Here is a 24133-nt window from a genome sequence, read left to right as displayed (position 1 = left end):
GAGGGCGTGTTCGCCGGCGGCGACGCGGTGACCGGCGCGGCCACGGTCATCCTGGCCATGGGCGCGGGCAAGAAGGGTGCCGAGCAGATCAACGCCTACCTGTCCAAGTAAGACAGAATACAACGGCGGGCAGGCGGCGTGCTCTCTCCACGCCGCCTGCCGCCCGGAGAATGAAGAACAGCCAGAAAGAAGGATATCGCAGTCATGCTGCATCTGAAAGAATATCTGCCCGGCCTGAAGCCGGGCAAGGCCCTGGATGTGGGCACCCGGTTCGGTGAGTTTGCCTTTACCCTGGTGGAGGCCATGCCGGAGGGCTCCGAGGTCATCGGCCTGGAGTGCGACCCCAAGACTGTGGAGGAGGCCAAGGAGAAGAACGGCGGCAAGGGGATCACCTTTGTCCAGGGCGACGGCGCCCACATGGATTTCCCCGACGACACCTTTGAGCTGGTGGCCATCTCCAACACCCTGCACCACATTGAGGATTACAACGCGGTGCTGCAGGAGATGCTGCGGGTGCTCAAGCCCGGCGGCTGGTTCCTGGTCAACGAGATGTACTCGGACAACCAGAACGAGGCCCAGCAGACCCACTTCCTCCAGCACAGCCTGGAGGCCAAGCTGGACATGCTCTCCGGCGGCTTCCAGCGTCCCACCTGGAACCGGCAGGAGATCGTCGATATCCTCAGCTCTCTGCCGCTCACCGACGTGAAGACGGTGGACCTGCTGGAGGAGCCCGAGATGGACAAGAAGCTGGCGGGCAAGACCGCCAAGCTGGCCTCCGCCGTGGAGAAGAAGGCCGCGGGCAAGCCGGAGTACGAGCAGCTGCTGGCCGAGGCCAAGAGCATCCAAGAGCGGTATGAGCGCACCGGCATCCAGCGCTGCACTCAGCTGGTCTACGTGGGCAGAAAGGCCTGATTTTTCCCAGAACCCATAAAAGGGCCGGACAGCACAGCTGTCCGGCCTTTTTGCACCAAAAATCAGATTTTTCCTTCATAAGGCTTGGTGGACGCCAGCCCGTCCCGCAGGCGCTGGAGTGCGCGGGGGGACAGGCAGGGGCCGCCGCTCTCCAGCCGCTGGAGAAATTCCCGCATCTTTTCCAGCTGCTGGGCGTCTACCTTAGTGGTGATGATACCGGTGGACAGCCACTCCAACTCGGGAAAGGCCATCAGGGGCAGGTAGAGCACACAGCCCATCAGTGTGCTCAGCACCTTGCGGGACAGCTCCTCATCCCAGAAGGGGATGGTCTCCCGCAGGGTGATGGCATGGTCGCTGGAGTCATAGTTCCAGCTGAAGTAGCGCATGGCCTTGTTGAACTCGGCGAGGCGCATCAACAGGGCCGGCGCCATCTCCGGCCCGCAGAGAATGGGAAACGTCACCTTGAACCGCACACAGCAGTGAGGCCGGTCTTCCAGCGTGATGGACAGGTCAAAGTGGGTGGATAGGACGAAAAAGGCCGGCTCGCTTTTCCTGTGTCCCTCGCTGTAATGGGTCATCTCCCCCTCGATATAGCGGTATCCGCGGCGGTTGAGCTCCTCCCGGAGCTCGGACTGCACCCGCCGGAGAAGGGCCTTGCGCTGGTCCTCATGGCGGGACAGCATCTCGAGAAGCGCCTCGAGATCCATGTCGTCAATGTTGTCCTCCCCGTCCACCTCCCACTCATCCAGGGCATCGTTGACCTTGTTCTTCCAGTGGATGGCGGCCTCCCTGTCCTCTATCGACGCATCAATGGCCGCGTCAATGTTGTCTCTCCAGCTGAGGTCGTCCTCTTCCTCCTCGTCATCCTCTGCATCCACATCGGCCTCCTCATCGGAGCTGTATGCTCCATCCAGCAGCCAGTCCATAATATCCTCGTCAATATCCTCGTCCTCCTTCGTGGCGGAGTGGACGGGGAAAACCTCCCCGGCGTCCAGCCCCACAGCGCCGGGCCTCTCGGGGGATTGGGGCTGTCCGTCTGAGGAGAAAAAAGAAATGTGTTCCATAAAAAATCCTCCCTGCTCTGTATTGGGCTCATACACCCAATAAAACGGAGCAGGGAGGAGATTGTCACGGCAGGGCCGGAAAAAACATTATTCGTAGAGGATGTAGCCGCCCCAGCAGCGAAGAGAGGCAAAGGGCCGGTGCGCGGGGCTGAGCCGGGACATTCTGCGCATGTCCTCCGCCACCAGGCCGATGCGGCGGAGACGGCGGGGGTCGAACCATCCGGCTTCGTCCAGCGCACCGATGGTGACCGTGCGCAGGTAGCGCTGGGCGTTCCGGAGGGCCTGGCCGGCGGGCATGGAGACAAGATTGTCATAAAACCGGTCCATCAGCACCAGAGAGGCGAAGTCGTCGGCCTCCCAGATGGACAGGAGCATGGCCCTGGCGCCCTGGACCTTGAAGGCGGTCTGGAGCCCCACGATGCCGTTGCCCTGGCGCATGTCCCCCATGCCGCTGAAGCAGGCGGACAGGACCACCAGATCGGGCGGGGACATCCGGCAGTGGCACAGCTCCTCGGCGGTGAGCACGCCGTTGCCCAGCACCGGGTCCTGCCGGCCGGTCAGGAGCCAGTCGTTGGCGCCGGCAAAGTACAGGCAGGCCCGGCCCATGGGATTGGAGGCGTATTCATACGCCCCGCTGCCGTCCTCACCGCCGCTGAAAAAGGCCCCGTGGGTGGCGATATGGATGATGGAGGCCCGGCAGTCCTGGAGGGCGTGCTTGTCCGCCTTTCGCCGCATCAGCGGGACAGTGCCGGTCTTCTCCGCCACCATCTGGGCCTCCAGTTTGGTGAAGGGCACCTTGTCCACCAGATTGCCCGCCAGACCGGGCGGGACCTGGGCCGGGTCCACCGGGGTGAGGGAGAAGTCCGGGTTGCCCATCACCAGGGCCTCCCGTCCCACCGGGTCGATGGCCTGATCCGCCTTCAGGTCCCGGGCGCTCTCCAGGTAGATCAGGCTGTACCAGTCGCAGAGAAAGGTATCCCGCTCCGGCTGTAGAAGGCCGAAGGGCAGCTTGGGCAGATCTCCGTCCGGGGAGAGGAAGAGGGTGCGGACCTCCGGGCCGATAAAGGGCTCCGCCGGCTGAAACAGCAGCCGGTACAGGGCCCGGCAGCAGCCCTCACGCTCAGCGGACGGGCCGCCGGTCAGGGACAGGAGGCTGCGCCGCACCTGGAGAAAATCCACGGAGGGCAGGCGGCGCAGGCGGAGGGTCCCATCCTCCCGGCGGAAGAGCGCAAAGACCGCGTACCGCATATCCTCCGGCAGGAGCTGGCCGGAGCGGTTGGCCGGGTAGGCGTAGTAGTCCAGCAGCACGGCGCCGGGCGGCAGGCGGTGGCCGATCTCCCCGCAGGTGATCCACTGGAAGGCCCCGGGCAGGTCCCCCTTCAGGGAGAGCTCCAGCAGCCGTTTTTCCTCCTCCGGGCCGGACAGGTCCCGGGAGACGCCCCGGAGCAGTTTTTCCACTTTTCCGTCCATAATGTCCGAGCGGAGGCTGTCGATCCTGCGGTAGATGGGGGCGTCCTCCGGGTGGGACTCCCGCCGCCTGCGGCTGATGCGCAGCAACCGGGAGTAGATGGACTTCCCGTTGATGATGAGCTCGTAGAGCCGGTCCGCGCCCCAGGCGATGACACCTTGATCGGCCAGGGCCAGGGTGAAGTTGACAATTACCGTGTTGGACCACAGGGAGTTGAGGATATACTCCTCATCCCGGCAGTCCAGGATGCGGCGGATTCGGTCGGCCATGCCGCCAGCCAGCTCGTCCAGCAGGGCCTGGAGAGAGGCACTGTCCAGCAGGTCGGGCAGAAAGGGCAGCAGGGGCAGGGCGGTGCCGAAGAGCATGCCCTGGGGGTGGAGCCCCGGGTGGTTCCGGGCGTCCTCCAGGGCGGAGAGGGTCCACTGCCGGGCGGCGTCGCCCCTCCCCTGGCGGAGGGAGAGGAGGGCCCTGGCCCGCTTGAGGGCGATGGAGGCGGAGGTCACGCCGGGGCGGAGCCGGTTGAGCAGCGCCTGACAGCGGTCCAGCGCGGCGGCGAGCTGGTCCAGCCGGGCCCCGGAGGGCTGGGCGTCCTGAAGCTGGGAATAGGCCCCGTCAAAGAGGGACCAGAAGCGGAGCACGGTGTCGTTCTCCGAGAGGGAGAAGCTGCTGAGGGAGCGGGCCATCTCCCGGGGGAGCAGGGACTCCAGGCCGAACAGGCGGGCGGTGACGCCCACGATGGCGGCTGCCCGGGTATGGTGCAGCCCCTCCGCGTCTATCAGCCCGGCCGCCTCACGGACCAACCGGACGGCCTCCCTGTCCTGGGAGGAGTAGGCCAGAGGGTAGAGCAGGTTGTTGATGGCCACCAGGACGTCCTCGCCGCCGTATTTCTCCTGCCGGGCCAGCAGATAGGCCTGCTTGGCGTGGAGCTCCATCCGGCTCAGGCCGGAGGGCTCCTCCGCGCTGGAAAAATAGTAGCGGGCCCAGGCGGTGTGCAGCCGGAAGCGCAGACGCCGGTCCGGGTCCGCCTCCGCGGGCAGCTGCCGCAGCAGTGCCCCGGTCCGGCGCAGATGGTCCGCCACACCGGCGGTATCCAGCCGGTCCAGCAGGATATCGGCAGCCAGAAGGCAGGTGTGGCAGAGGATGGGCCGGGTGAGGTCGTTCTCCGGCTGGCGCAGCAGGATGCGGCTCTCCTCCAGGGCGCCGTCGGCGTCCCCCATGGCGTAGCACAGGTCCATCAGACTCCCGCGGGCCGCCATCAGAAAGGGGCTGCGCTCCTCAAAACAGGCCTGCCGGAGGACAACGCACCGCTCCAGCAGGGTCCGCGCCTCGGGCAGTCGGGCCTTGTCCTCCCGGAGGAGGGCGGCCACGATGAGCAGAAGATCAGACACGCTGGCTCCGTCGATCTGAGCCAGCGTGTCAAGACAGGGCTCCAGGGCGTCCCGGTAGAGCGGGATGACCGGCGCTCCCGGCTGGCCCTGGTAGTAGTAGACGATCTCGTAGAGCAGGAGCATCTCGTACACATAGGAGTTCTCGCCGTAGAGGTCCCAGATGGTCTGATTGATGCGGTGTGCCAGGGCCTCGGCCGCCTGGGGGGAGAAGTGCTCCGCCTCCTCCCGCAGGAGGAGGGCGGTCTCCATCAGGGCGGCGGTGCCGAAGGAGAAGGAGGATGGGTCCCAGGGTTCCGGGCTGCCGGAGAAGAGGCGCAGCAGCATGCCGGCGCAGGCGGGGGCTTCCGCCAGCTGCCGGAGGGGCTCCGGAAGCAGGAAGAGCAGGCGGTCCCGCTCCTCCGGCACGGGCTCCAGCGCCAGCAGGTGGAGCTGGAACAGAAGGGCGGCATGGTCCTGGCCGCGGGCCAGCGCGTCATCCCGCAGGGCGGCCAGGCGGCCGGGGGAGAGGGGGTCAGAGGACGGCAAGTTCATAGGAGCCGTCCTCCACGCCGTGGAATTCCGCGGTCCACGCCTGGCCGTCCAGGACCATCTCCTGGATGGCGGCGGGGGAGCCGTCCTCCCGCAGGAGCACCGCCGTGGGACGGAGGGAGGACACCTCCTCCGCGTCCAGCCGGACGGTGAGTGCGCCGTCCCGTACGGCAAACTGGTTGCAGCTGTTCTCATTGTCCACCAGCCGGTCCATGGCGGCGCAGCCGCCTCCCGCCGAGCGGGCCCCCACGGGGATGGGGTGGCCGAAGTCGCACTCGCCGAACCGGGCGGCGTCCAGCAGCAGCTTCCGGGCCGCGTCCTGGACCCGCAGGCGGAACCAGGCGGCGCCCTCCAGCAGGCGGTCCGCCACGCCGGGCCGGTCCGTGGCGGCGCCGCGGAAGGCCAGCCCGTCCGCCGATTCCCGCAGGTCCATCAGGGCCCGGCAGGCGTCCTGGCAGGCGGGACAGGCCATCAGATGGGCGTTGACCCGGGCGGCCCGGGCCATGGCCTCGGGGCCCATGCTGTCGTCGTAGACAAAGGCGAAGAGCTCTTCCAGTGTGATATGTTCACTCATCGAGGGTACCTCCCAGAATTTCGTTGCGGCTCTTTTTGACCGAGGTCCTGCTCCTGCTGGTGACAAGGGTGATCTCCCTTGCGGTCAGCTGGAAAGGCGTGTCCGCCGCGCCGCCTGCCAGCTTCCGGTCCAGGGGCGCCAGGAGGCCTTCCGGCGGCGGAAGGATGAGCAGCTGGCGCAGCTCGCGCCACAGAGCGGCCCGGAGCGCGGACAGAGGCTGGCCGGAGAAGCGGCGGAGGATGGCCGACGGGTCCCCTTTTTTCCGGGCGCCGCCGGTGGAGGCGGCGGGGATGAGAACGCCGTTGTAGAGGCAGGCCAGCAGCCGGTCGGGGGCCATGTCCAGATTGCAGATGTGGGAGATGGCCCGGCAGCAGCGCTCGTAGTTGATCTGCTGCTCCGCGGTCAAGAGGGAGGACAGGTCGGGGTGGGGCTCGGGGGGCGTGCCGCCGCCGGAGGTGTCGCCGTCCTCAAGCTGCTGGGGGCGGTTCACGTAATTCTTGCGGCGGAAGTCGTTGATCCGGCTCTTGGTCACCTTGATCAGCCAGGCGTTCCGCTGGGAGGGGGTGTTGTCGGCCGAGGACTGGAGAAAAAAGCTCATCTGCCGCCAGACTGTGATTTTGATCTCCTGGAGCACGTCTTCCACATCGGAGGCGTTCACCTGAGCGCTGACCAGGTATCTGACAGAGCGGTCCACCATGTCGTTCAGGTCCACATAGACGTCCGGGTCGCCGGCAGTCACGCCGGCCTTGAGCCGGTTGAAAAAGTTCTGAGATCCAAATTCCATCCGTCATCACTCCTTTTTTGCCAGATGGATCCCGTTCTACCGTTGGACAGGAGAGGGAATATCCTATATTATACAGAAGAGGAATACAGAGGGCAAGGCGTCGGGCCCCAGAAAAAAACTTTTTTCTGCCGTGATAATCGGCTTTTTGCAGCGTTTTTCCCCTTGAACGGAACAGACGGACGGGAGGAGGAACTACCGTGAAAAAGACAGACAAGGGAGAAAAGCGCAGTCTGATCGCCGTGTGCCTGCCCGAGGCTCTGGTAAACAGGCGCATCCAGAATCTGGTGGGGAGATTTGTGGAGGAGGACGGGGAGCTGGGCTTTGTATTCCACAGCAACCGGTATGGCGGGGAGGCCATGCATGTGGAGCTGAAGGAGCCCCGGCTGCGGGCCCTGCTGCTCTGGCTGGCGGAGAAGAAGGAGACCATGCTGCTCACCGGAAGGCGTGACAGGATGGACCCCGACATGTTCCAGGTCTGGGGCCTGGACCCCGGAGGCCCGGGCAGCTCCATGCCGACCCTCTTCATCGGCGAGAAGAAGACCAACCTGAGCCTGGCCAGGCTGAACGCCATGCTCCGGCATCTGGGCATTGAGACGGCGGAGCAGGATCTGACCGTACAGGACGGCCAGGAGGAGTTCCAGACGGAAGAGGAGCTGAAGCTGCTGCTGCGGGTGTGCGGCGAGGGCTACCCGCCGGAGATCCGCGCCTGGGCGGAGCGGACCCTGGACCAGTGCGAGAAGGTCTGGAGCGGGACCGAGCGGGAGCGGCAGCACGCCGTCCGCGCCCTGACCTACGCCCTGAACATCAACTGGAACGTCCGCACCCTGGACCTGCCCAGCCTGGAGGAGGCCCGGCAGATCATGGACAGCACCTTCTACGGCCTGGAGCCGGTGAAGCAGCGCATGCTGGAGGTGCTGGCCCAGATGAAGCGGACGGGCACCATGCCCTCCTGGGGCCTGCTGCTGGACGGCCCCGCCGGCGTGGGCAAGACCTCCATCGCCAAGGCGTGGGCCCGCATCTTCCGCCTGCCCATGGTGGTGCTGGACATGTCCACCATCCGGGACGTCGAGGACCTGACCGGCTCCTCCCGTATCTACAGCAACGGCCGCCCCGGCCGGATCATGCAGCAGCTCTACGCGGCCAGGAGCGCCAACGTGATCATGGTCATCAACGAGCTGGACAAGGCGGGCGGCGGCAACGGCAAGGGTAACCCGGCCGACGCCCTGCTCACCCTGCTGGACGGCACCGGCTTCACCGACACCTTCATGGACGTGGCCATCCCCACCCGGGGCATCTTCTTTGTGGGCACCTGCAATGAGCTGGGCGACATCAGCCGCCCCATCCGGGACCGGTTCCTCCGAATTTCCATCCCCGGGTACAGCGGCGCGGAGAAGAAGGAGATCTTCTCCCGCTACACCCTGCCCAAGCTGACCGGGCGGATGGGGATAGCGCAGGGGGAGTTCACCATGACGCCCCAGGCCCTGGAGGTCCTCTGTACCCGCTACGCCACCGAGCCGGGTGCCCGCGACCTGGAGCAGTACGCCGAAAAGCTGCTCTCCCGTTATCTCTACCGGCGGGAGTCGGGGGAGGAGGACATCTGCTGCGACCTGGCCATGCTCCGCAGCGTCCTGGGCCCGGAGCGGTGCGTGGAGCGGACTATGGTGTTCTACCCCGGCATGGTGAACGGGGTCTTCCGCGGGGAGCACGGCGTGAAGTGCTTTCCCATCCAGGCCGCTGTCCGGCCGGGCAGCGGCAGCCTGAGGCTCATCGGCGTCCACAGAGAGGAGCTGAAGGAGAGCTGCCAGGTGGCCTATGAGTTTGTGCGCCGGGTGCTGCAGCGGGATGTGCGGTCCAGGGTGATGGACGTGGTGCTCTTTGTGTCCCAGAACGTGGACGACGCCTGCGGCAATTCCCTGGGCGTGGCCGCGGCGGCGGCCATTCTCTCCGCCCTGACAGGGCGGGACTTCGGGCCGGACTGCGCCTTTCTGGGCAGCTGCGATCTGTACGGCAATACCTACTTTGACGACATCAGCGCCGATGCCTACCTGGACGCCCTAGAGGCCAGCGGCGTCACCACGGTGTACGCCGCCGCGGGGACGGGTGCCAAGCTGTACCAGTACCGGAGCGGCCGGGACATCCGGGTAGTGGAGGCGGCCAACCTGTCCATGCTGCTGGAGGCGGCGGCGTCCAGCCTGCCTGCCGCGCTGAAAAACAGGGAAAAGGAGGAGTGACCATGCGGGACCGGAACGAGGAGGGCTACCTGGCCTTCCTGTGGGACACGGCGCTTATGAGCGGCGTCTTTCTCTTCGCCTTCTGGCGGATGGGACCCTGCCGGTTCGTCAGCCCCATTACCGGGGAGCAGCTGGAGCTGGGCGCGTCCGTCCGGCTGCTGGTGATCCTGGTGGCCGCGGCGGAGGTGGTGTGCTATCTGGCCACCTCCGCCCGGCAGCGCCGCTACTCCACCGCCCTGGCCAACGCCGCCCTGCCCTTTGCCATCTACTCCTTCTGCTGCGTGCGGCCCTACTGGGGCTGGAAGTGGCTGGCGGTACTGATCGTGCTGTGCCTCCTTCTGGCGGGGCTGGCCCTGTCCAGCATCCTGACCCCGGCGCCGCGGCACTGGTCCTGGTGGGAGCTCGTCCGCAGTCGGCTCCGGTTTTTCGTCTCCCGTGGACGTCTGGCAGCGCTGGTGTGCTGCTTCGGGGCGCTGGTCACCGTGGTGAGCAACGGCCTGTTCGGCATCCCGGTCCTGACGGCGGACAGCGTGGAGAGGACCGAAAACGGCGTGGAGGTGGACGAGAACAGGCTGGTCTGCCTCAACGAGGAGCTCTGGGCGGAGCTGGACGAGCAGGAGCGGCTGGATGTGCTGGGGGTGGTGGTGCAGGCGGAGAGCGCCTATCTGGGCACGCCGGATGTGCCGCCTCTTCACGGCGCCTACCTGGGGGGCTATACGGTGGGACAGTACGACTGGGAGAAGAGCACCATCACGATGGATCTCCAGCTGCTGAACCAGGCGTCGGCGGCGGAGTGCGTGGACGCGGTGCTCCACGAGGCATACCACCACTACCAGCAGTGCCTGGTGGAGTGCTACACGGCCCTGGAGACGGAGTACCGCGGCCTGCTGGCCTTCCGGCGGATACCGGAGTACATCGAGGAGACGGAGCACTACCAGACCGAGGGCATGGACTACTACAATCAGGACCTGGAGCGGGACGCCCGGGATCACGCAGCGTACCGGGCGGAGTACTACCTGTACCTGGCGGAGGAGCTGGCCGGCAAGGAGTAAAAAGAGAGAAGCGGGTCCGAACGCGTCATCAGGCGCGTCCGGACCCGCTTTGTCAGGTGACGGGCAGCCGGGCCTTCAGCTGGTCGATGATCTCCCCGGCGGTGCGGTAGACCTGGTCGAAGTCCACATTGGGGTTGTAGAGGGACTCCAGCTCGTCGTGCATGGCCTTGGCCTGGGCCAGGGAGTCCACCGCCTCCTCCACCAGGGCGGCCGAGACCTTTCGGGAGAACCGCAGTCTGGCCCGCAGGTGCCGTATGACCTCCTGATCCGCCATGGCATCCAGCCGCAGGCGGCGGTAGGGCCGCTTGCCGTAGGGCAGGGCGGGGGTGCTGGTGACAAAGGCCAGGGACAGGGAGGGAATGAGCAGGTGCTCGATCCGGTCGGGCCACATGGGGGAGGGGCAGAGGATCACGTCGTACCCCGCCGCCATGGCCCCGGCGGCCAGATGGGTGAGCATGATGTGGGCCAGGCCATAGCTGTCGGAGAGCTCATAGACCCGGCGGCACAGGGCGTCTACCGTTTCAAAGTTGCACAGCGGCCCCTTCCAGGTGATGGCCCCCAGGAACCGCTGCACCGCTTTCCCCGGCTCCTTTCCGCTCTTCTTCACCTCACGGGCCAGGATGCCGCGGGTCCTCTTGGCCAGTCTGGCCTCTACAGCGGGGGTGATGAGGGCCGCCCGCATATCCTCGCCGATCTGGGCCGCCGCCGTCAGGCACCGGTAGGCCCGCTGGTAGCAGCCCTTGTAGCCCTTCATGCAGGTCGTCAGCTCGGCCCGCACCGCCTGGAGCCCTGCCCGGTCGTAGCAGGCCCCCAGATTGACGTAGCGCTCCACCGCACCGGGCAGCTTTGGTTCCACCACATGGGCGCGGGCAACAACCCGATGATTCCGTCAGAACTTCCAGGTGATCCGGACCTGCTGCTCGCCGGTCTCCCGGTTCCGCTCTCCCACCTCCACCTTCTCGATCAGCAGCGCCGCCAGTCCCCGGGGCAGCTGCTCCAGCTTCAGCAGTTCTCCGGCCCGGTCTGAGGCATCCGCCCTGCTTTCGGGACAGGGCGGAGCCTCCAGCCGGGCCAGCCGTTCCTCCAGCCCGGCCTGCTCGTCCAGAAAGGACTGGTTCAGCGCCCGGAATTGCTCCGGTCCCACAAGGCCCTCCACCCTGTCCAGGTAGAGGGTCTTCAGGGCCTGACTGGTCTTGGCCAGCCTGGCGGACAGGGCCCGCCGTTCCCGCTCCAGCGCCTCTGTCTCCGGCGGGGCCGCCGGGAGGAGGGGCAGGGCCTCCGGCGGACAGCAGAGGTCCACATACCGGCGGACCTGCTCCGCCACCAGCTCCACTAGGCGGTCCAGGCGGACGGCGTGGCGGGTGCAGCCGCCGCCGTCGGCGTACCGCCCGCACCGGAGGTAGGACGGCCCCGCCTTGCCCTGCCGCACGTTGGTGGTCCGGCTCATGGAGGCGCCGCAGTCCATGCACTTCACCAGCCCGGCCAGGGGGTGGGGCGTGCCGCTGCCGCCGCCCCTGGCCCGGAGGGACAGCCCCTGCTGGACGGCCTGGAAGAGGGAACGGTCCACAATGGCCTCGTGGGTATTTTCCACCCGGAACCACTGGGCCCGGGGCAGGTCGATGAGGGCCTTGGACTTGTAGCTCACCTTTTTCCGCCTGCCCTGGACCATGACGCCGGTGTACATCTCGTTGCGGAGGATGCGCCACACCGTGGTCTTGTTCCACAGCCCCTGCCCGTCGGCGCCCGGCGGGACGCCGGGCCAGCCCCGCTCCAGCTTGTACCGGTTGGGGTTGGGGATGCCCCTGGCGTTGAGCAGCCGGGCGATCTCCTGCTTGCCCTTCCCCTCCAGGGACCAGCGGAAGATCTGCCGCACCACTCCGGCGGCCTCGGGGTCCACCATGAGGCGGTGCCGGTCGGCCGGGTCCTTCCGGTAGCCGTAGATGGGCGCGCCGCCGATGTACTGCCCCTGCCGCCGCTTCATGTCAAAGACCGTGCGGATGTTCTCCGACAGGTCCTCCAGATACCACTCGTTCACCAGGCCGTTGATCTGCCTGGCCTTCTTGTTGCCCCGCACCTGGGTGTCGGCGTTGTCGGCCACCGCCACGAATCGGATGCCCCAGAGGGGAAACAGGCCGTGGATGTACTTCTCCACCAGTTCCATGTCCCGGGTGAACCGGGACTGGCTCTTGCACAGCAGGACCTGGAACCGGCGAGCCTCGGCGTCCCGGAGCATCCGGTTGAAGTCGGGCCGCAGCCGGTCGGCCCCCGAGTAGTCCTCGTCCCGGTAGACCCGGAAGATCTCCCAGCCCCGGTCGGCGGCGTAGGCGGTGAGCAGGGCCTCCTGGTTGCGGATGCTCTCCGAGACATCCCCCTGCCGGTCCTCGTCCTCCTTGCTCAGCCGGGTGTAGATGGCGCAGCGCACCGCCCCGCTCATGTCTTCCCGGCTCCGGCCAGCCAGGCGGCCACCGCCCGCCGGACAGCCTCCTTGTCTGGCGGTGTTTTGGACTGAAATTTCTCCGTGAGTATCAGCACGGTCTTTCGCATTGTCATACCTCCCGCGCATAGATTCCATAGGACTCTATGAGCAACCAGCGGGGAGTATGAGCGTGAGCCCCGGGCGCACACAGCGCCCGGGGCTCCCGACAGGAGAAAGATTCAGTTTTTGCCGCGCTGCAGCAGGGCGGCCTGCCTAGCCACACGCTCCCGCATCAGGGCCACGAAGGGCTCCGGGCCCAGCACCTGCACCACCGGGCCGAAGCCCAGCAGCCGGATGAGCACCTCGGTCTCGTCCTCCCGCTGGTACCACAGACGGACCGTACAGACACCGGTCTCTCCGTCGTACTCGCTCTGTTTTTCGTAGGAGGAGAACTCCAGCATGAACCGCTCCACGCCGTTGCGCTCGCCGGAGACCCGCAGGAGCAGGGGCTGGGCGCAGCGGTGCCGGCGCCGCCACTCCGACACGTCAAAGGCGCCGCTGTACTGTGCATCGGAGGGGGAGATATCCACGATCCGGCCCAGATTGAGAATGTAGCAGCACGGAAAAGCGCAGTCCTGCACCTTGACCGTGTAGACCCGGAACTTGTCGTCCCGGGGGGAGTACTCCAGCCGCAGGGGCCGGTGGTCGCCGGTGTGGAGGCCGGTTTTGGGGGCCTGATAGGTCAGGCGGAGCACGGCTCCGCGCTCCAGTGCGGCCAGGATGGCCTGAAACCGCTGCCTGTAACCCGGGTCGGCGTAGTCGTCCCCGTCCAGAAAGCGGTCAAAGTATACGATATCCTCCTGCCGGTACAGGGGCTCCACGCCGGACAGGGCCTCCTCCAGGTGGGCGAGCTGCCCGTCAGAGAGGAACAGACGGAGGCGGGGGTCGGCCAGCAGGGCCTTCAGCCAGGAGCGCTCCAGATGGGTCACCGGCAGGTCGGGGAGCCGGTCCAGACGGCTGTGGAACAGGCCGTCCCGCTCCTCCAGCAGGGGCCAGTCGCGGCTGTCCAGCAGCTTGGGGATGAGCTGGAGGACGCTCTCGCCGTAGCCCCGCCCTGCCGCCAGGGCCTCCGCCTGGGCCCGGGTCACGGGGGCGCTGCGGAGGATCTCCGCCACCACCGCATAGTAGCAGCCGTAGACCTCGGAAAACAGCTCCATCAGCCCTCACCTCCGTACATCTCCGCCATGCGGCGGATATCATCATAAAACCGGTCGATGACCCCCTGGTTGTCCCCCTCCAGGGACACAATGCGCCCGATGAAGGTTTTGACCCAGTTCATCAGCTCGCTGGTATCGTATACGTACCGGGTGCAGCGCCACAGGCCGGGCTCCACCTGATCCACCGTACCGCCCCGGCTCTCCCGGCGCAGGCGCTGGATGATGTAGGGTTCCCTGGCCTCGTCGGCGGCCACGGTCATGGAGAACCGCTCCAGCCGGGCGCTGCTGTGGAGGGCCGAGCCCCAGCTGTGGGCCAGCCGCTCCTCCGCCAGGGCGCGGCATGCCTCGTCCTCCTCCAGCCCGGGGCGGAGGGAGAGAGCCTTGATGTAGTCCAGCCGCAGGGAGGTGAAGCGCCGCCGCTCAGGCAGCCAGGCCGCCAGATAGCGCCGGCCAGTCTGGACGCTGACCATGATCTTGACCGGCACCACCGTGAGCACCCGTTCCACGCCGCTGCGGCCGCTGACGTTGGTCACCTCCAGCCGGGCCCGGGTGCGGATGGCCTCCAGGGCGGTGAGCAGCATCTGGTCCTCCAGGGTGTGGACGATAAAGTGGTGCTTGAACCGCAGGCCCCGGTCCTCCTCCCCCCGGCGGCTGGAGAGAAAACTGCCGATCACCGAGAGGGGCGCGGCCTCCCCGAAAAAGCACAGCAGCTCGGGCAGCCGGGCCTGGTCGGGAAAGAGGGAGTCCAGGGTACAGGGGGAGAGGGTGTAGCACAGGGCGCGGCCCTGCCTCCGCCGGTCCAGGATGCCCAGCTCCCCGTACTCCTTCAGCTTGCGCCGGACCGTGGGCAGCTCGAAGAGGACGCCGTACCGCGCCGCCAGGGCGTCGGTGATCTCCTCGGCGTGGCGGGGGACGCCGTCGGCGAGCAGGTCCAGCAGGCAGAAGTGGAGGGTGATGTCGTTGTCGGTAAAGCTCCTGGACTGCCAGGCCCGATACAGCGGGTTGCGCACCAGCTCCGCCGCGTCCATGGACAGGAACACCGCCTTGCCCCTGGCGCCGTACTCCCACCGCAGGTCGTCCCCCAGCCAGCTCTCAATGCGGCGGCGCTCGTTGTCATAGGTGCGGGCGCTCTTGCCGTCAAACTCCCGCCGGGTCCTGTAGCCGAAGACCAGAAAGTCCCGCATGTACTCCCGCACCGATTCAAACCGCTTTACCAGCTCACGATAGGCCATACCGCCGCCTCCTCTTTTTGACAGTGTACGACAAAAAGGGCGACCTCGCAACTTTTTTGAGAGGAAAAAACAGGCGCGGCAGATTATGATATGCACATGAAAGGCGCTGACAGCAACCCATTGACGACGATTGGACATCTGCCGGAACAAATAGCGCCTTGTAAGCAGAAAGGCACAGACAGCAATCCAACTGGTCTATGTGGTTCAACTCCACGACGTGCCTTGTAATCCATCCCAACCGCTAGGAGGTACCGCCATGCTCGAGGCATTGAAAAGAGAAGCCATCCGCACCCGCACGGAAAATGGCGGGGCCGCCTACTCCACCACCATGAGCCACTGCCTGGACCTGTTTTCCACCGTGGGCGCCCTGCGCGGGGCGTCCTGGGAAGAGATTCAGGACCGCTTTCTCCGGGCCTGGGTGGAGGATCGGGACACGGCGGTGAAGATCGCCTTCTTTGCCCGGGACGTCCGGGGCGGCCTTGGAGAGCGGTATGTGTTCCGCATCATCCTGAAGGCCCTGGCCGGCCTGTGCCCCGAGACGGTGGTCAGGAACCTGGAGAACATCCCCGAGTACGGCCGCTGGGACGACCTGCTCTCCCTGTTCGACACACCCTGCAGGGACGCGGCCATCGCGTACATCAAAGCCCAGCTGGCCCGGGACACGGCGGCCCTGGAGTCCGGAGAGGGAAATGTCTCTCTCATGGCCAAGTGGCTCCCCTCGGTGAACGCCAGCAGCCCCGACACCCTGGTCTCCGCCAAAATCCTGGTGAAGGGCCTGGGCATGACCGAGGCCGCCTACCGCAAGACCCTCTCCGCCCTGCGCGCCAGGATCGCCATTCTGGAGAACAACCTGCGGGAGCGGGACTACACCTTTGACTACGCCAAGCAGCCCTCCAGAGCCATGCTCAAGTACCGCCGAGCCTTTCTCCGCAACGACGGGGAGCGCTACCTGGCCTTCCTGGAGCAGGTCCGGGAGGGGAAAGAGACCCTGCACACGGGCGTCCTCTACCCCTACGATGTGATTGCGCCCATTCTGGAGGAAAGCCTGGGGAGCGGCATGTCCGCAGAGGAGCGCCGCGCCCTGGACACCACCTGGAACGCCCTGGCCGACTACACCGGCGGTGGCAACGCCCTTGTGGTGGCCGACGGCTCGGGCTCCATGTACTGGGACCTTGCCAATCCTGTCCCTGCCGCTGTGGCCCTGTCCCTGGCCATCTACTTCGCCCAGCGGAACACCGGGGCCTTCCGCAACCACTTCATCACCTTCTCCCGCAGCCCCAGGCTGGTGGAGATCAAGGGCAAGGACCTCTATGAGCAGGTGAAGTACTGCGAGAGCTTCAGCGAGTGTGCCAACACCAATCTCCAGGCGGTCTTCGACCTGCTCCTGCACACCGCCGTGGAGTACCACATGAACCAGGCGGATATGCCCGACACCCTGTATATCATCTCCGACATGGAGTTCGACCAGGGAACCGAGAACGCGGACGTCACCGTCTTTGAGCGGGCCCGCAGGTCCTTTGCCGCCAAGGGCTACGCCTTGCCCCAGGTGGTGTTCTGGAACGTGGCCAGCCGCAACCTCCACCAGCCCGTCACCGTGAACGAGCAGGGGGCGGCGCTGGTCTCGGGCTGCACGCCCAGGCTGTTCCAGATGGTGACCAGCGGAGAGCTCTCCCCCTACGCATACATGTGGGAGACCCTCAGCGCGCCCCGCTACCGGGAGCTGACGGCATAAGAGCGTACCGCGGGGCGGCGCATCCCGGCTGGGATCTGCCGCCCCGTTTTCACAGAAAGGATACAGACATGATTGAAATTACAGGAACCTATAACACCGCCAAGGTGTTTATCGATACTGTGGACGACCTGGCTCGGGAGCAGATCACGGCCATGTGCAGCCAGCCCTTCCTGGCGGACAGCCGCATCCGGATAATGCCGGACACCCACGCGGGCAAGGGCTGCACCATCGGCACCACCATGACCCTCCACGGGAAGGTGGTACCCAACATGGTGGGCGTTGACATCGGCTGCGGCATGGAGACGGTGATTCTGGAGGAATCCAGCCTGGATCTGGACGCCCTGGACCGGTTCATCCGGACCAACATCCCTTCCGGCATGGACATCCGGGAGACGGCCCATTCCAACCAGAGCCGCATCGGGCTGGAGGAACTGCGCTGCTTTGACCACATCAGCACCGCCCGGGCCAGCCGCTCCATCGGCACTCTGGGGGGCGGCAACCACTTCATCGAGGTGGATCGGGACGACAGCGGCAGGCTCTATCTGGTGGTCCACTCGGGCAGCCGCCACCTGGGGACCCAGGTGGCCGGCTGGTATCAGGAGGAGGGCTACCGCGTCCTGTGCGGCAACAGCAGGGCGCAGCTCCAGGCGCTGGTGGAGGGGTTAAAGGCCCAGGGGCGCTTCCGGGAGATCCAGGCCGCCCTGGCGGAGGCCAAGAAGGGCGCCCGCGGGAGCATCTCTCCCGACATGGCCTACGTGGAGGGGGACCTCTTTGACGACTACATCCACGACATGGAGCTGACCCAGCGCTTTGCCCTCCTCAACCGCCGGACCATCCTGGACGAGATTGTCCGGGGCCTGGGCCTGACGGTGGCCGACTCCTTCAGCACCATCCATAACTACATTGACACCGACGCCATGATCCTCCGCAAGGGGGCGGTATCGGCCAAGAAGGGGGAGCGCCTGCTCATCCCCATCAACATGCGGGACGGCAGCCTGCTCTGCGTGGGCAGGGGGAACGAGGACTGGAACGAGACTCCGCGCCCCATGGCGCGGGCCGCCTGATGAGCCGCCGGGCTGCCGGGCAGGCCTTTACGGTGGAGGAGTTCCGCCGGGCCATGGAGGGAATTTACACCACCTCGGTTGGGCCGGATACCCTGGATGAGTGCCCGATGGCCTACAAGGATATGTCTTCCATTGTGGACAACATCGGCCCCACGGCGGAGATTCAGGCCGTCATCCGTCCCATCTACAACTTCAAGGCGGGGGAGAAGATTCCTTCCGACTGAGGACTTTCCCAGCGGGAGCGCCCATGCGGGCGCTCCCGCTGCGCTGTGTGTCCTCCAGTTGCTCAGCCGTGGGGCGCGGTACCATCCACAATGGCGGTGGCCAGGCTGGGGATGATGACGGCGTCCAGGGAGTCCGGGTCGCCGGAGCACTGGATGTACTCCACCGCCAGGCCCTGCTCCTCCATGGCGGCCCCCACTTTCCGCATGAGGGAGGACTTGCCGCAGCCCGGGCCGCCCTTGAGGATCATCACGTCCTGGGCCTGGTCGGGGTCGATGAGCTGGTCGTAGAGAGAGTAGAAGCCGGAGGGGGCGTTTGCCCCCAGGTAAAACTGTACACGCGGTTCCGCAGCCATATGGATAACCCTCCAGTATTCAAAATAGGAAAAGAACGATGATTTCTTCTCAGTTCCAGCCTATGCCGTACCGGCGCGGCGGGTGAGGGAGACGGAAAAATTGCAGTTTATCCCCGGCGTGAGATGTGATATAATAAACGGGATATCTCCCGGGACGGCCCGGGAACAGGGGAGAGGAGGCGCGGTATGAGCGAAGAACCGGTCAGACTGACCAAGATGACAGCCGCGGGCGGCTGAGGGGCCAAGATAGGACCGGGTGTCCTTGGCCAACTGCTGGCGGACCTGCCGAAGGGCTCGGATGAGCGGCTGATGGTGGGTTTTGACGCCAGCGACGACGCTGCCGTCTACCGGATCAACGACGATACCGCCATGATCCAGACGGCGGACTTTTTCCCGCCCGTAGTGGACGATCCACGCAGCTTTGGCCGCATCGCGGCGGCCAACGCCCTTTCCGACGTGTACGCCATGGGGGGCACGCCCCGCCTGGCCATCAATCTGCTCTGCTTCCCCACCTGCCTGAACCTGGAGATCGTCCGGGAGATTCTGGCCGGCGGCGCCGACAAGGTGGTGGAGGCCGGGGCGGTCATCGCCGGAGGGCACAGCATTGAGGACACAGAGCCCAAGTACGGCCTGTGCGTCACCGGCTTTGCCCGGCCGGAGGAGATTCTGACCAACAGCAGCGCAAAGCCCGGGGACCTGCTGGTGCTGACCAAGCCCGTGGGGACCGGCGTGCTCTCCACCGCCGCCAAGGCGGAGTTGCTGACCGACGGGCAGCTCAGAGAGATGATCGACCTGATGAGCACCCTGAACAAGGGGGCCCAGGAGGTCATGCTGCCCCTGAAGCCCAGCGCCTGCACGGACATCACCGGCTTCGGCCTGCTGGGCCATGTCAACGAGCTGGCGGAGGGCAGCGGCGTGACGGTGCGGCTGTGGGCCGACCAGGTCCCCCTGGCCTCCGGCGCGCTGGAGCTGGCCCGGGAGGGCATCATCCCCGGCGGCGCCTACCGCAACCGCAGCTATCTGGAGGGCAAGGTGAAGGTGGAGGAGGCCGTGGCGCTGGAGGTGTCCGACCTGCTCTTTGACCCCCAGACCGCAGGCGGCCTGCTCATCTCCATCCCGGAGGAGCGGGGCGCGGAGCTGGCCCGGCGGCTGAAGGACCGGGGCATCCCCGGCGCCATCATCGGTCAGGTGCTGCCCAAGGAGGCGTACACCGTCCGGGTGCTGCCCCACATGTGACGGAAAAGCAGCGGAAAAGGACCGGAGCCTGGCTTTGCACAGGCTCCGGTCTTTTTGTGCAAAAAGTGAGCAGGTTTGGATAATGCGCCGGGGAGTTTGGTGTGATAAACTGGAGGCAACAAACAAGAGGAGGATGCTTCCATGGAATTTTTAGGACTGGAACTGCCGGTGACCCACCTGCCGGAGCTGGACAAGACCTTTGTGCCCCTGGCCCGGTTCTTCCGGGTCTATGAGAGCGGAGCCACCCACCCCTTCGCCCTGGCGGTGGAGCGGGAGAACGGCCTGGTGTCGGTGTACAACACCGCCCTGCGCACCGAGGGGGCGCTGGACCAGGCGGACCGGCTGTACGTGGACCGGCTGGCCAAATTCCTCCTCTGGTCCCGGGGCGGCTGGAAGCTGATCGCCTGCGGCAGCGCGGCGGCGGCGGAGTACCTGAGGGACGCCTATGCCCACGGCGGCAGCCGGGACTTTGACCGGGACTTCATGGAGGGGGTCTACGAGCGGCCCTTCACCGTGGAGAGCCGCAGTTACGCCGACCGCCCGGCGGAGAAGGGCTCCTCCCGCCCGGTGGGGCGGCACCTGGAGGGCTGCCGGATCGGCCTGGACGCGGGGGCCAGCAACCTGAAGGTGAGCGCCCTGGTGGACGGTAAGAGCGTGTTCTCCGAGACCATGCCCTGGCGGCCCAGCGAGCAGAGCGCCCCCCAGTACCACTATGACCACATCACCGCCGCCCTCCGCGCCGCTGCCGGGCACCTGCCCCGGGTGGACGGCGTGGGCGTGTCCACCGCCGGCGTGCTGGTGGGGGAGCGGTGCATGGTGGCCAGCCTGTTCCTCTCCGTGGGCAAGGAGGACTTCGACAAGTCCATCAAGGACATCTACCCCCGTACCGCCGCCAGCCTGGGGGAGAACATCCCCTTTGCCGTGGCCAACGACGGCGACGTGACCGCCCTGGCCGGGGCCATGGGCCTGAACGAGAACGGCATTCTGGGCATCTCCATGGGCAGCAGCGAGGCGGGCGGCTACGTGGACAAGGCGGGCAACGTGACCGGCTGGTTCAACGAGCTGGCCTTCACCCCCATCGACGTGCAGCCCGACGCCGCCCGGGACGACTGGAGTGGCGACGTGGGCTGCGGCGTCAAGTACCTGAGCCAGGAGGGCGCGGTGAAGCTGGCCGCCATGGCCGGGCTGGAGATGCCCGAGGGCGGTGCCGCCGACAAGTTCTCCTCCCTCCGCCGCCGGATGGACGGGGGCGATAAGTCGGTGGAGGTGGTCTACCGGGACCTGGGCGTCTACCTGGGCCACGCCCTGGCCCTGTACACCCGGTTCTACGACATGAACTGCGCCCTGGTGATGGGCGGTGTGGCCGGCGGCGCCGGCGGGGACATCATCCTGTCCACCGCCCGCCAGGTCCTGGCCGACGAGTACCCCGACTGCACCTTCTCCGTCCAGGCGCCCGACGAGCGGGTGCGGCAGATCGGCCAGAGCGCCGCCGCCGCCAGCCTGCCGGACAGCCGGGCATAACAATAAAAGCAGAGACAAAAACAAGGGTTCAGCATCCAGAGGATGCTGAACCCTTGAAACATTTCGGCCCGCTTTTTCGTCTATACAGACAGAAGAATAAAAGGGGGGAGCCCACATGAAAAAATGGGGACGCTGGCTGATTGTGCTGCTCTGTCTGGCGGCGGTGGGATGCGGTGTTTTTGCCGCCTCTGCCATGGCAGGAAGGCGGCCCTACAGGGACCTGGAGGTAGCGGACGTTGTGTCCGCGTCGGTGCGGCTCACCCCGCCGGATACGGAACTTGAGATTCCAGACCTGGAGAAACTGGTGTCCTATCTCAACCAGGTGGTCATCTACGGCCGGGACGACTCCTACACGGAGTACGCCGGCCAGGCCGTCCTCTTCACCCTCCACCTGGCCGACGGCAGCACCACCGATGTGGTGGCCTACAACCCTTTCCTGGTAATAGACGGGGTGGGCTATCGGACCAAGTATGAGCCCTGCGAGGCGCTCAACCGCTACGCAAACGAGCTGCTCGGCAGGGGGGAGGCCGTTGTGGTGCTGGAAAAACCGCCTGCCCTGACGGTGGTGAGCGACAATACCGCCATGGAGGCGCTGTTGGGGAGCTACCAGTGGGAAAAAACGCTGGCCGACGGGACAGTGGAGCACGCCCTTGCCGACAGCGCCCATCCGCTGGACTGCCGGGAGCTGCTCACTCTTCTGGAGACTTCGGAGGGCACGGCGGAGCTGGAGTTTGCCCAGATGCCCGACGAGATTTTCAGCGCCCGCTGCTGGAGCGACGAATACTGGGGAGAGCCCACAACAGCAGGCGAACCGGTGACGGTGGAAGATGGGAAAATCACCCTGAAGCCGGGGGGATATGTCTACGAGGTGGGCGCCCGTTGGGACACGGTCAGCGGATACGGCGGCACGGCCTATTATGCGTTCTATATCCGGTATGAAGGGTGAATTTCCAAGACTTTACCCGTAAATATGGAACTTGCCCTCTATAAAATGGCGGTAGTCCGGGTGGTCCGCGGCGGCCTCATATTCCTCTCTTATGGTCCTGGCGTTCCACTCCAGCTGGGCGGGGGAGCTGTCCTCGTAGCGGAGAATGGTGATGAGCCCCTCCCGCTCCGCCGCCAGAATGGCCTCGTAGGCGTCGGGGATGAATTCACAGCGGGTCACGGTCACCGGCTGGCTGGAGGCGGCCGCGTCCGGAATCCTGAGAGAGAGACCGGACTCCACAATGGACTCCGCGAAGTAGATGTACCCGGAGACACCCCGGTAGGTGTCTGCCAGCGCATTGGGGTAGTACTCCTCGATGCGCTGTGTGCCGTCCGGGTTGAAGCCGTAGGGCCCCCACTTCTTCCAGGGCCCGCGGTAGGCAAATCCCGTCTCTTTACAGTACTTTTCAACCGCGTTGCTCAGGTATACCAGCACATTTTCCCGCTTTTTTGAGAAATAGATCAGCGGTACGCCGTGGTTGGAAATTCGGGGCTCCAGAACTTTGATGCCCCGTACCGGTGAAGCGTGGTAGTACATAAGCGTTCCCCATTTCCTTGTCTATGTCAGAAGTTGTTGAGAGCCCCTGCGCACAGCGCAGGGGCTTTTGTCGTGCTGTTATTTGCCCAAAATCTGCTCCGCAATGCGCCGCCCGGTGGGGGTGGCGGCCAGGCCGCCCATGCCGGTCTCCCGGAGAGCGGCGGGCATGGCGTCGCCCACGGACCGCATGGCGTCGATGACCTCGTCGCAGGGAATGGCGTTTTTCACGCCGCACAGGGCCATCTCGGCGCAGGACAGGGCGTTCATGGCCCCCATCACGTTGCGCTTGACGCAGGGCACCTCCACCAGCCCGGCCACCGGGTCGCACACCAGGCCCAGGATGTTGCTCAACGCCATGGCGCAGGCGTGGGCCATCTGCTCCGGCGTGCCCCCCATCAGGTGGACCAGGGCGGCGGCGGCCATGCCGGAGGCGGAGCCCACCTCGGCCTGACAGCCTCCCTCCGCCCCGGCGATGGAGGCCCGGGAGGCGATGACCTGGCCGAAACCGGCGGCCACATAGAGGGCCTGGGTCATGACCTCGTCGGAGAGGCCGTCCCGCTGCTGGAGGGGGAGAAGTACGGCGGGCAGCACGCCGCTGGCCCCCGCCGTGGGGGCGGCCACGATGCGCCGCATGCAGGCGTTGCACTCGCCGGTCTTCAGGGCGGTGGCGATGACGGCGGAGAAAAAGGGGCCGCACAGCCTGCCGCCCTGCTCCGCCACCAGGCCGCCCTCGCCGCCCACCAGATCGCTGGATGAGCGGAGCCGGGGGCTGTACTGCGCCACGCTCTCGGTCATGGCCGCCCAGAGGTGGGCCATCTGGCTCCAGGATTCGGCGGCGTCAGCGCCCCGGTCCCGGATGTCGTCGTCCCGGACCGCCTGCCACAGCGGTAGGTTCTCCGCCGCCCGCAGAAGGCCCTCCACAGATGTAAACGCCATGTCAGTTGTCCTCCTCCATGTTGAGATAGGTCACCCGCACAATGCCCGGGCAGGCCCGCAGCTCATCGATGGCCTCCTGCCAGATGGCCTGGTCGCTCTCCAGCACCATCACCGCCAGGCCGCCCCGCATGTTGCGGTAGAGCTGCATGGTGGCGATGTTGACCTGCCGCTGAGAGAGGATGGCGGACACCTCGGCCACCGCGCCGGGCCGGTCCTCGTTGCGGATGATGAGGGTGGGGTACTCGCCGGTAAAGGAGGCGTCCAGCCCGTCAATGGCGTTGACCCGCACCCGGCCGCCGCCCAGAGAGGAGGCGTTGACCTCCAGGGTGTTGCCCCGCTCATCCTCCACCCGCAGCAGCACCGAGTTGGGGTGGGCGCCCCGGAGGACGATGCTGCCAATGCGTACCAGCATACCGGCCCGCTCCGCAAGAGGGAAGGCACGGGGGATGTCCGGGTCGTCGGGGGCCATGCCCAGCAGGCCGGCCACCAGGGCCTTGTCGGTGCCGTGGCCCTTGCCGGTGGCGGCAAAGGAGCCGTGGAGCAGCAGCTCGGCCCGGACCGGGGGACGGCCCAGCAGCTTGCGGGTGATGAGGCCGATGCGCACCGCACCCGCCGTGTGGGAGCTGGACGGCCCCACCATGACGGGGCCCATGATATCGAAAATGTTCAAGGGAAAACC

The 24133-nt window shown here is 66.2% G+C and carries 19 protein-coding genes and 2 pseudogenes; 9 read left to right on the top strand and 12 right to left on the bottom strand.

What is annotated here, in order from left to right:
- Together Q0K23_RS09080 and Q0K23_RS09075 are read left to right on the top strand one after the other, a co-directional pair.
- Window positions 1-111, top strand: a pseudogene (locus tag Q0K23_RS09080) (glutamate synthase); the annotation flags it as partial.
- Between the two features lie 93 nt (window positions 112-204).
- Window positions 205-912, top strand: coding sequence for a class I SAM-dependent methyltransferase (locus tag Q0K23_RS09075; protein WP_294521048.1), 708 nt, complete (start codon window positions 205-207; stop codon window positions 910-912).
- A 62-nt stretch (window positions 913-974) separates the two neighbouring features.
- Here the strand turns inward: Q0K23_RS09075 and Q0K23_RS09070 are convergent, their stop codons facing one another.
- The 4 genes from Q0K23_RS09070 to Q0K23_RS09055 form a co-directional block, all read right to left on the bottom strand.
- A complete protein-coding gene (locus Q0K23_RS09070) occupies window positions 975-1976 on the bottom strand; it encodes a hypothetical protein (protein WP_294521046.1) in 1002 nt (333 codons plus the stop codon).
- An 87-nt stretch (window positions 1977-2063) separates the two neighbouring features.
- On the bottom strand, window positions 2064-5363 hold the full coding sequence (locus Q0K23_RS09065; protein ID WP_294521044.1) for a CHAT domain-containing protein: 3300 nt from the start codon (window positions 5361-5363) through the stop codon (window positions 2064-2066).
- Window positions 5344-5934 carry a hypothetical protein gene (locus tag Q0K23_RS09060; protein ID WP_294521041.1) on the bottom strand — a complete coding sequence of 197 codons (591 nt, stop codon included), beginning with the start codon at window positions 5932-5934 and terminating at the stop codon, window positions 5344-5346. The genes Q0K23_RS09065 and Q0K23_RS09060 overlap by 20 nt, the downstream gene beginning before the upstream one ends.
- Window positions 5927-6718, bottom strand: a complete 792-nt coding sequence (locus Q0K23_RS09055; protein ID WP_294521039.1) for a hypothetical protein — start codon at window positions 6716-6718, stop codon at window positions 5927-5929. The genes Q0K23_RS09060 and Q0K23_RS09055 overlap by 8 nt, the downstream gene beginning before the upstream one ends.
- Before the next feature lie 197 nt (window positions 6719-6915).
- Between Q0K23_RS09055 and Q0K23_RS09050 the strand changes: the two genes are divergently transcribed.
- On the top strand, window positions 6916-8949 hold the full coding sequence (locus Q0K23_RS09050) for an AAA family ATPase (RefSeq protein WP_294521036.1): 2034 nt from the start codon (window positions 6916-6918) through the stop codon (window positions 8947-8949).
- A 2-nt stretch (window positions 8950-8951) separates the two neighbouring features.
- Window positions 8952-10001, top strand: a complete 1050-nt coding sequence (locus tag Q0K23_RS09045; RefSeq protein ID WP_294521033.1) for a hypothetical protein — start codon at window positions 8952-8954, stop codon at window positions 9999-10001.
- 52 nt (window positions 10002-10053) lie between these two features.
- Here Q0K23_RS09045 and Q0K23_RS09040 read toward each other — a convergent pair whose 3' ends face one another.
- From Q0K23_RS09040 to Q0K23_RS09025, 4 genes are all read right to left on the bottom strand, one after another.
- Complete coding sequence (locus tag Q0K23_RS09040; protein ID WP_294521030.1) at window positions 10054-10860, bottom strand: hypothetical protein; 807 nt, start codon at window positions 10858-10860, stop codon at window positions 10054-10056.
- 30 nt (window positions 10861-10890) lie between these two features.
- Window positions 10891-12435, bottom strand: coding sequence for a recombinase family protein (locus Q0K23_RS09035; protein WP_294521027.1), 1545 nt, complete (start codon window positions 12433-12435; stop codon window positions 10891-10893).
- A gap of 221 nt (window positions 12436-12656) precedes the next feature.
- Window positions 12657-13634 (bottom strand): WYL domain-containing protein, encoded by a 978-nt coding sequence (locus Q0K23_RS09030; protein ID WP_294521024.1) that lies wholly within the window; start codon window positions 13632-13634, stop codon window positions 12657-12659.
- Window positions 13634-14866, bottom strand: a complete 1233-nt coding sequence (locus Q0K23_RS09025; protein ID WP_294521021.1) for a WYL domain-containing protein — start codon at window positions 14864-14866, stop codon at window positions 13634-13636. Before Q0K23_RS09025 ends, Q0K23_RS09030 begins: the two co-directional genes overlap by 1 nt.
- 256 nt (window positions 14867-15122) lie before the next feature.
- Between Q0K23_RS09025 and Q0K23_RS09020 the strand changes: the two genes are divergently transcribed.
- Entirely contained in the window at window positions 15123-16598 is a 1476-nt protein-coding gene (locus Q0K23_RS09020) for a DUF2828 family protein (protein WP_294521017.1), read from the top strand.
- A gap of 68 nt (window positions 16599-16666) precedes the next feature.
- Window positions 16667-17886: pseudogene (locus Q0K23_RS09015) on the top strand (RtcB family protein).
- A gap of 62 nt (window positions 17887-17948) precedes the next feature.
- Here the strand turns inward: Q0K23_RS09015 and Q0K23_RS09010 are convergent.
- Window positions 17949-18239: a hypothetical protein gene (locus Q0K23_RS09010; RefSeq protein ID WP_294521015.1), complete on the bottom strand. Its 291-nt coding sequence runs from the start codon at window positions 18237-18239 to the stop codon at window positions 17949-17951.
- A 186-nt stretch (window positions 18240-18425) separates the two neighbouring features.
- Between Q0K23_RS09010 and selD the strand changes: the two genes are divergently transcribed.
- The 3 genes from selD (at window position 18426) to Q0K23_RS08995 (ending at window position 21942) form a co-directional block, all read left to right on the top strand.
- Entirely contained in the window at window positions 18426-19475 is a 1050-nt protein-coding gene (gene selD / locus Q0K23_RS09005; protein WP_294521012.1) for a selenide, water dikinase SelD, read from the top strand.
- A 141-nt stretch (window positions 19476-19616) separates the two neighbouring features.
- A complete protein-coding gene (locus Q0K23_RS09000) occupies window positions 19617-20996 on the top strand; it encodes an ROK family protein (RefSeq protein WP_294521009.1) in 1380 nt (459 codons plus the stop codon).
- Window positions 20997-21111: 115 nt separating this feature from the next.
- Entirely contained in the window at window positions 21112-21942 is an 831-nt protein-coding gene (locus Q0K23_RS08995; RefSeq protein WP_294521006.1) for a hypothetical protein, read from the top strand.
- A gap of 12 nt (window positions 21943-21954) precedes the next feature.
- On the opposite strand, the gene Q0K23_RS08990 is transcribed toward Q0K23_RS08995, so the two are convergent.
- The 3 genes from Q0K23_RS08990 to sdaAB form a co-directional block, all read right to left on the bottom strand.
- On the bottom strand, window positions 21955-22518 hold the full coding sequence (locus tag Q0K23_RS08990; RefSeq protein ID WP_294521002.1) for a hypothetical protein: 564 nt from the start codon (window positions 22516-22518) through the stop codon (window positions 21955-21957).
- 78 nt (window positions 22519-22596) lie between these two features.
- Entirely contained in the window at window positions 22597-23454 is an 858-nt protein-coding gene (sdaAA, locus tag Q0K23_RS08985) for an L-serine ammonia-lyase, iron-sulfur-dependent, subunit alpha (RefSeq protein WP_294520999.1), read from the bottom strand.
- A gap of 1 nt (window position 23455) precedes the next feature.
- Window positions 23456-24124 (bottom strand): L-serine ammonia-lyase, iron-sulfur-dependent subunit beta, encoded by a 669-nt coding sequence (gene sdaAB / locus Q0K23_RS08980; protein ID WP_294520996.1) that lies wholly within the window; start codon window positions 24122-24124, stop codon window positions 23456-23458.
- Window positions 24125-24133 lie beyond the last annotated feature (9 nt).

This window comes from uncultured Pseudoflavonifractor sp. (assembly GCF_944387275.1).
Taxonomy (GTDB): Bacteria; Bacillota; Clostridia; order Oscillospirales; family Oscillospiraceae; genus Pseudoflavonifractor; species Pseudoflavonifractor intestinihominis.
This window is presented reverse-complemented; position numbering and strand designations above follow the sequence as displayed.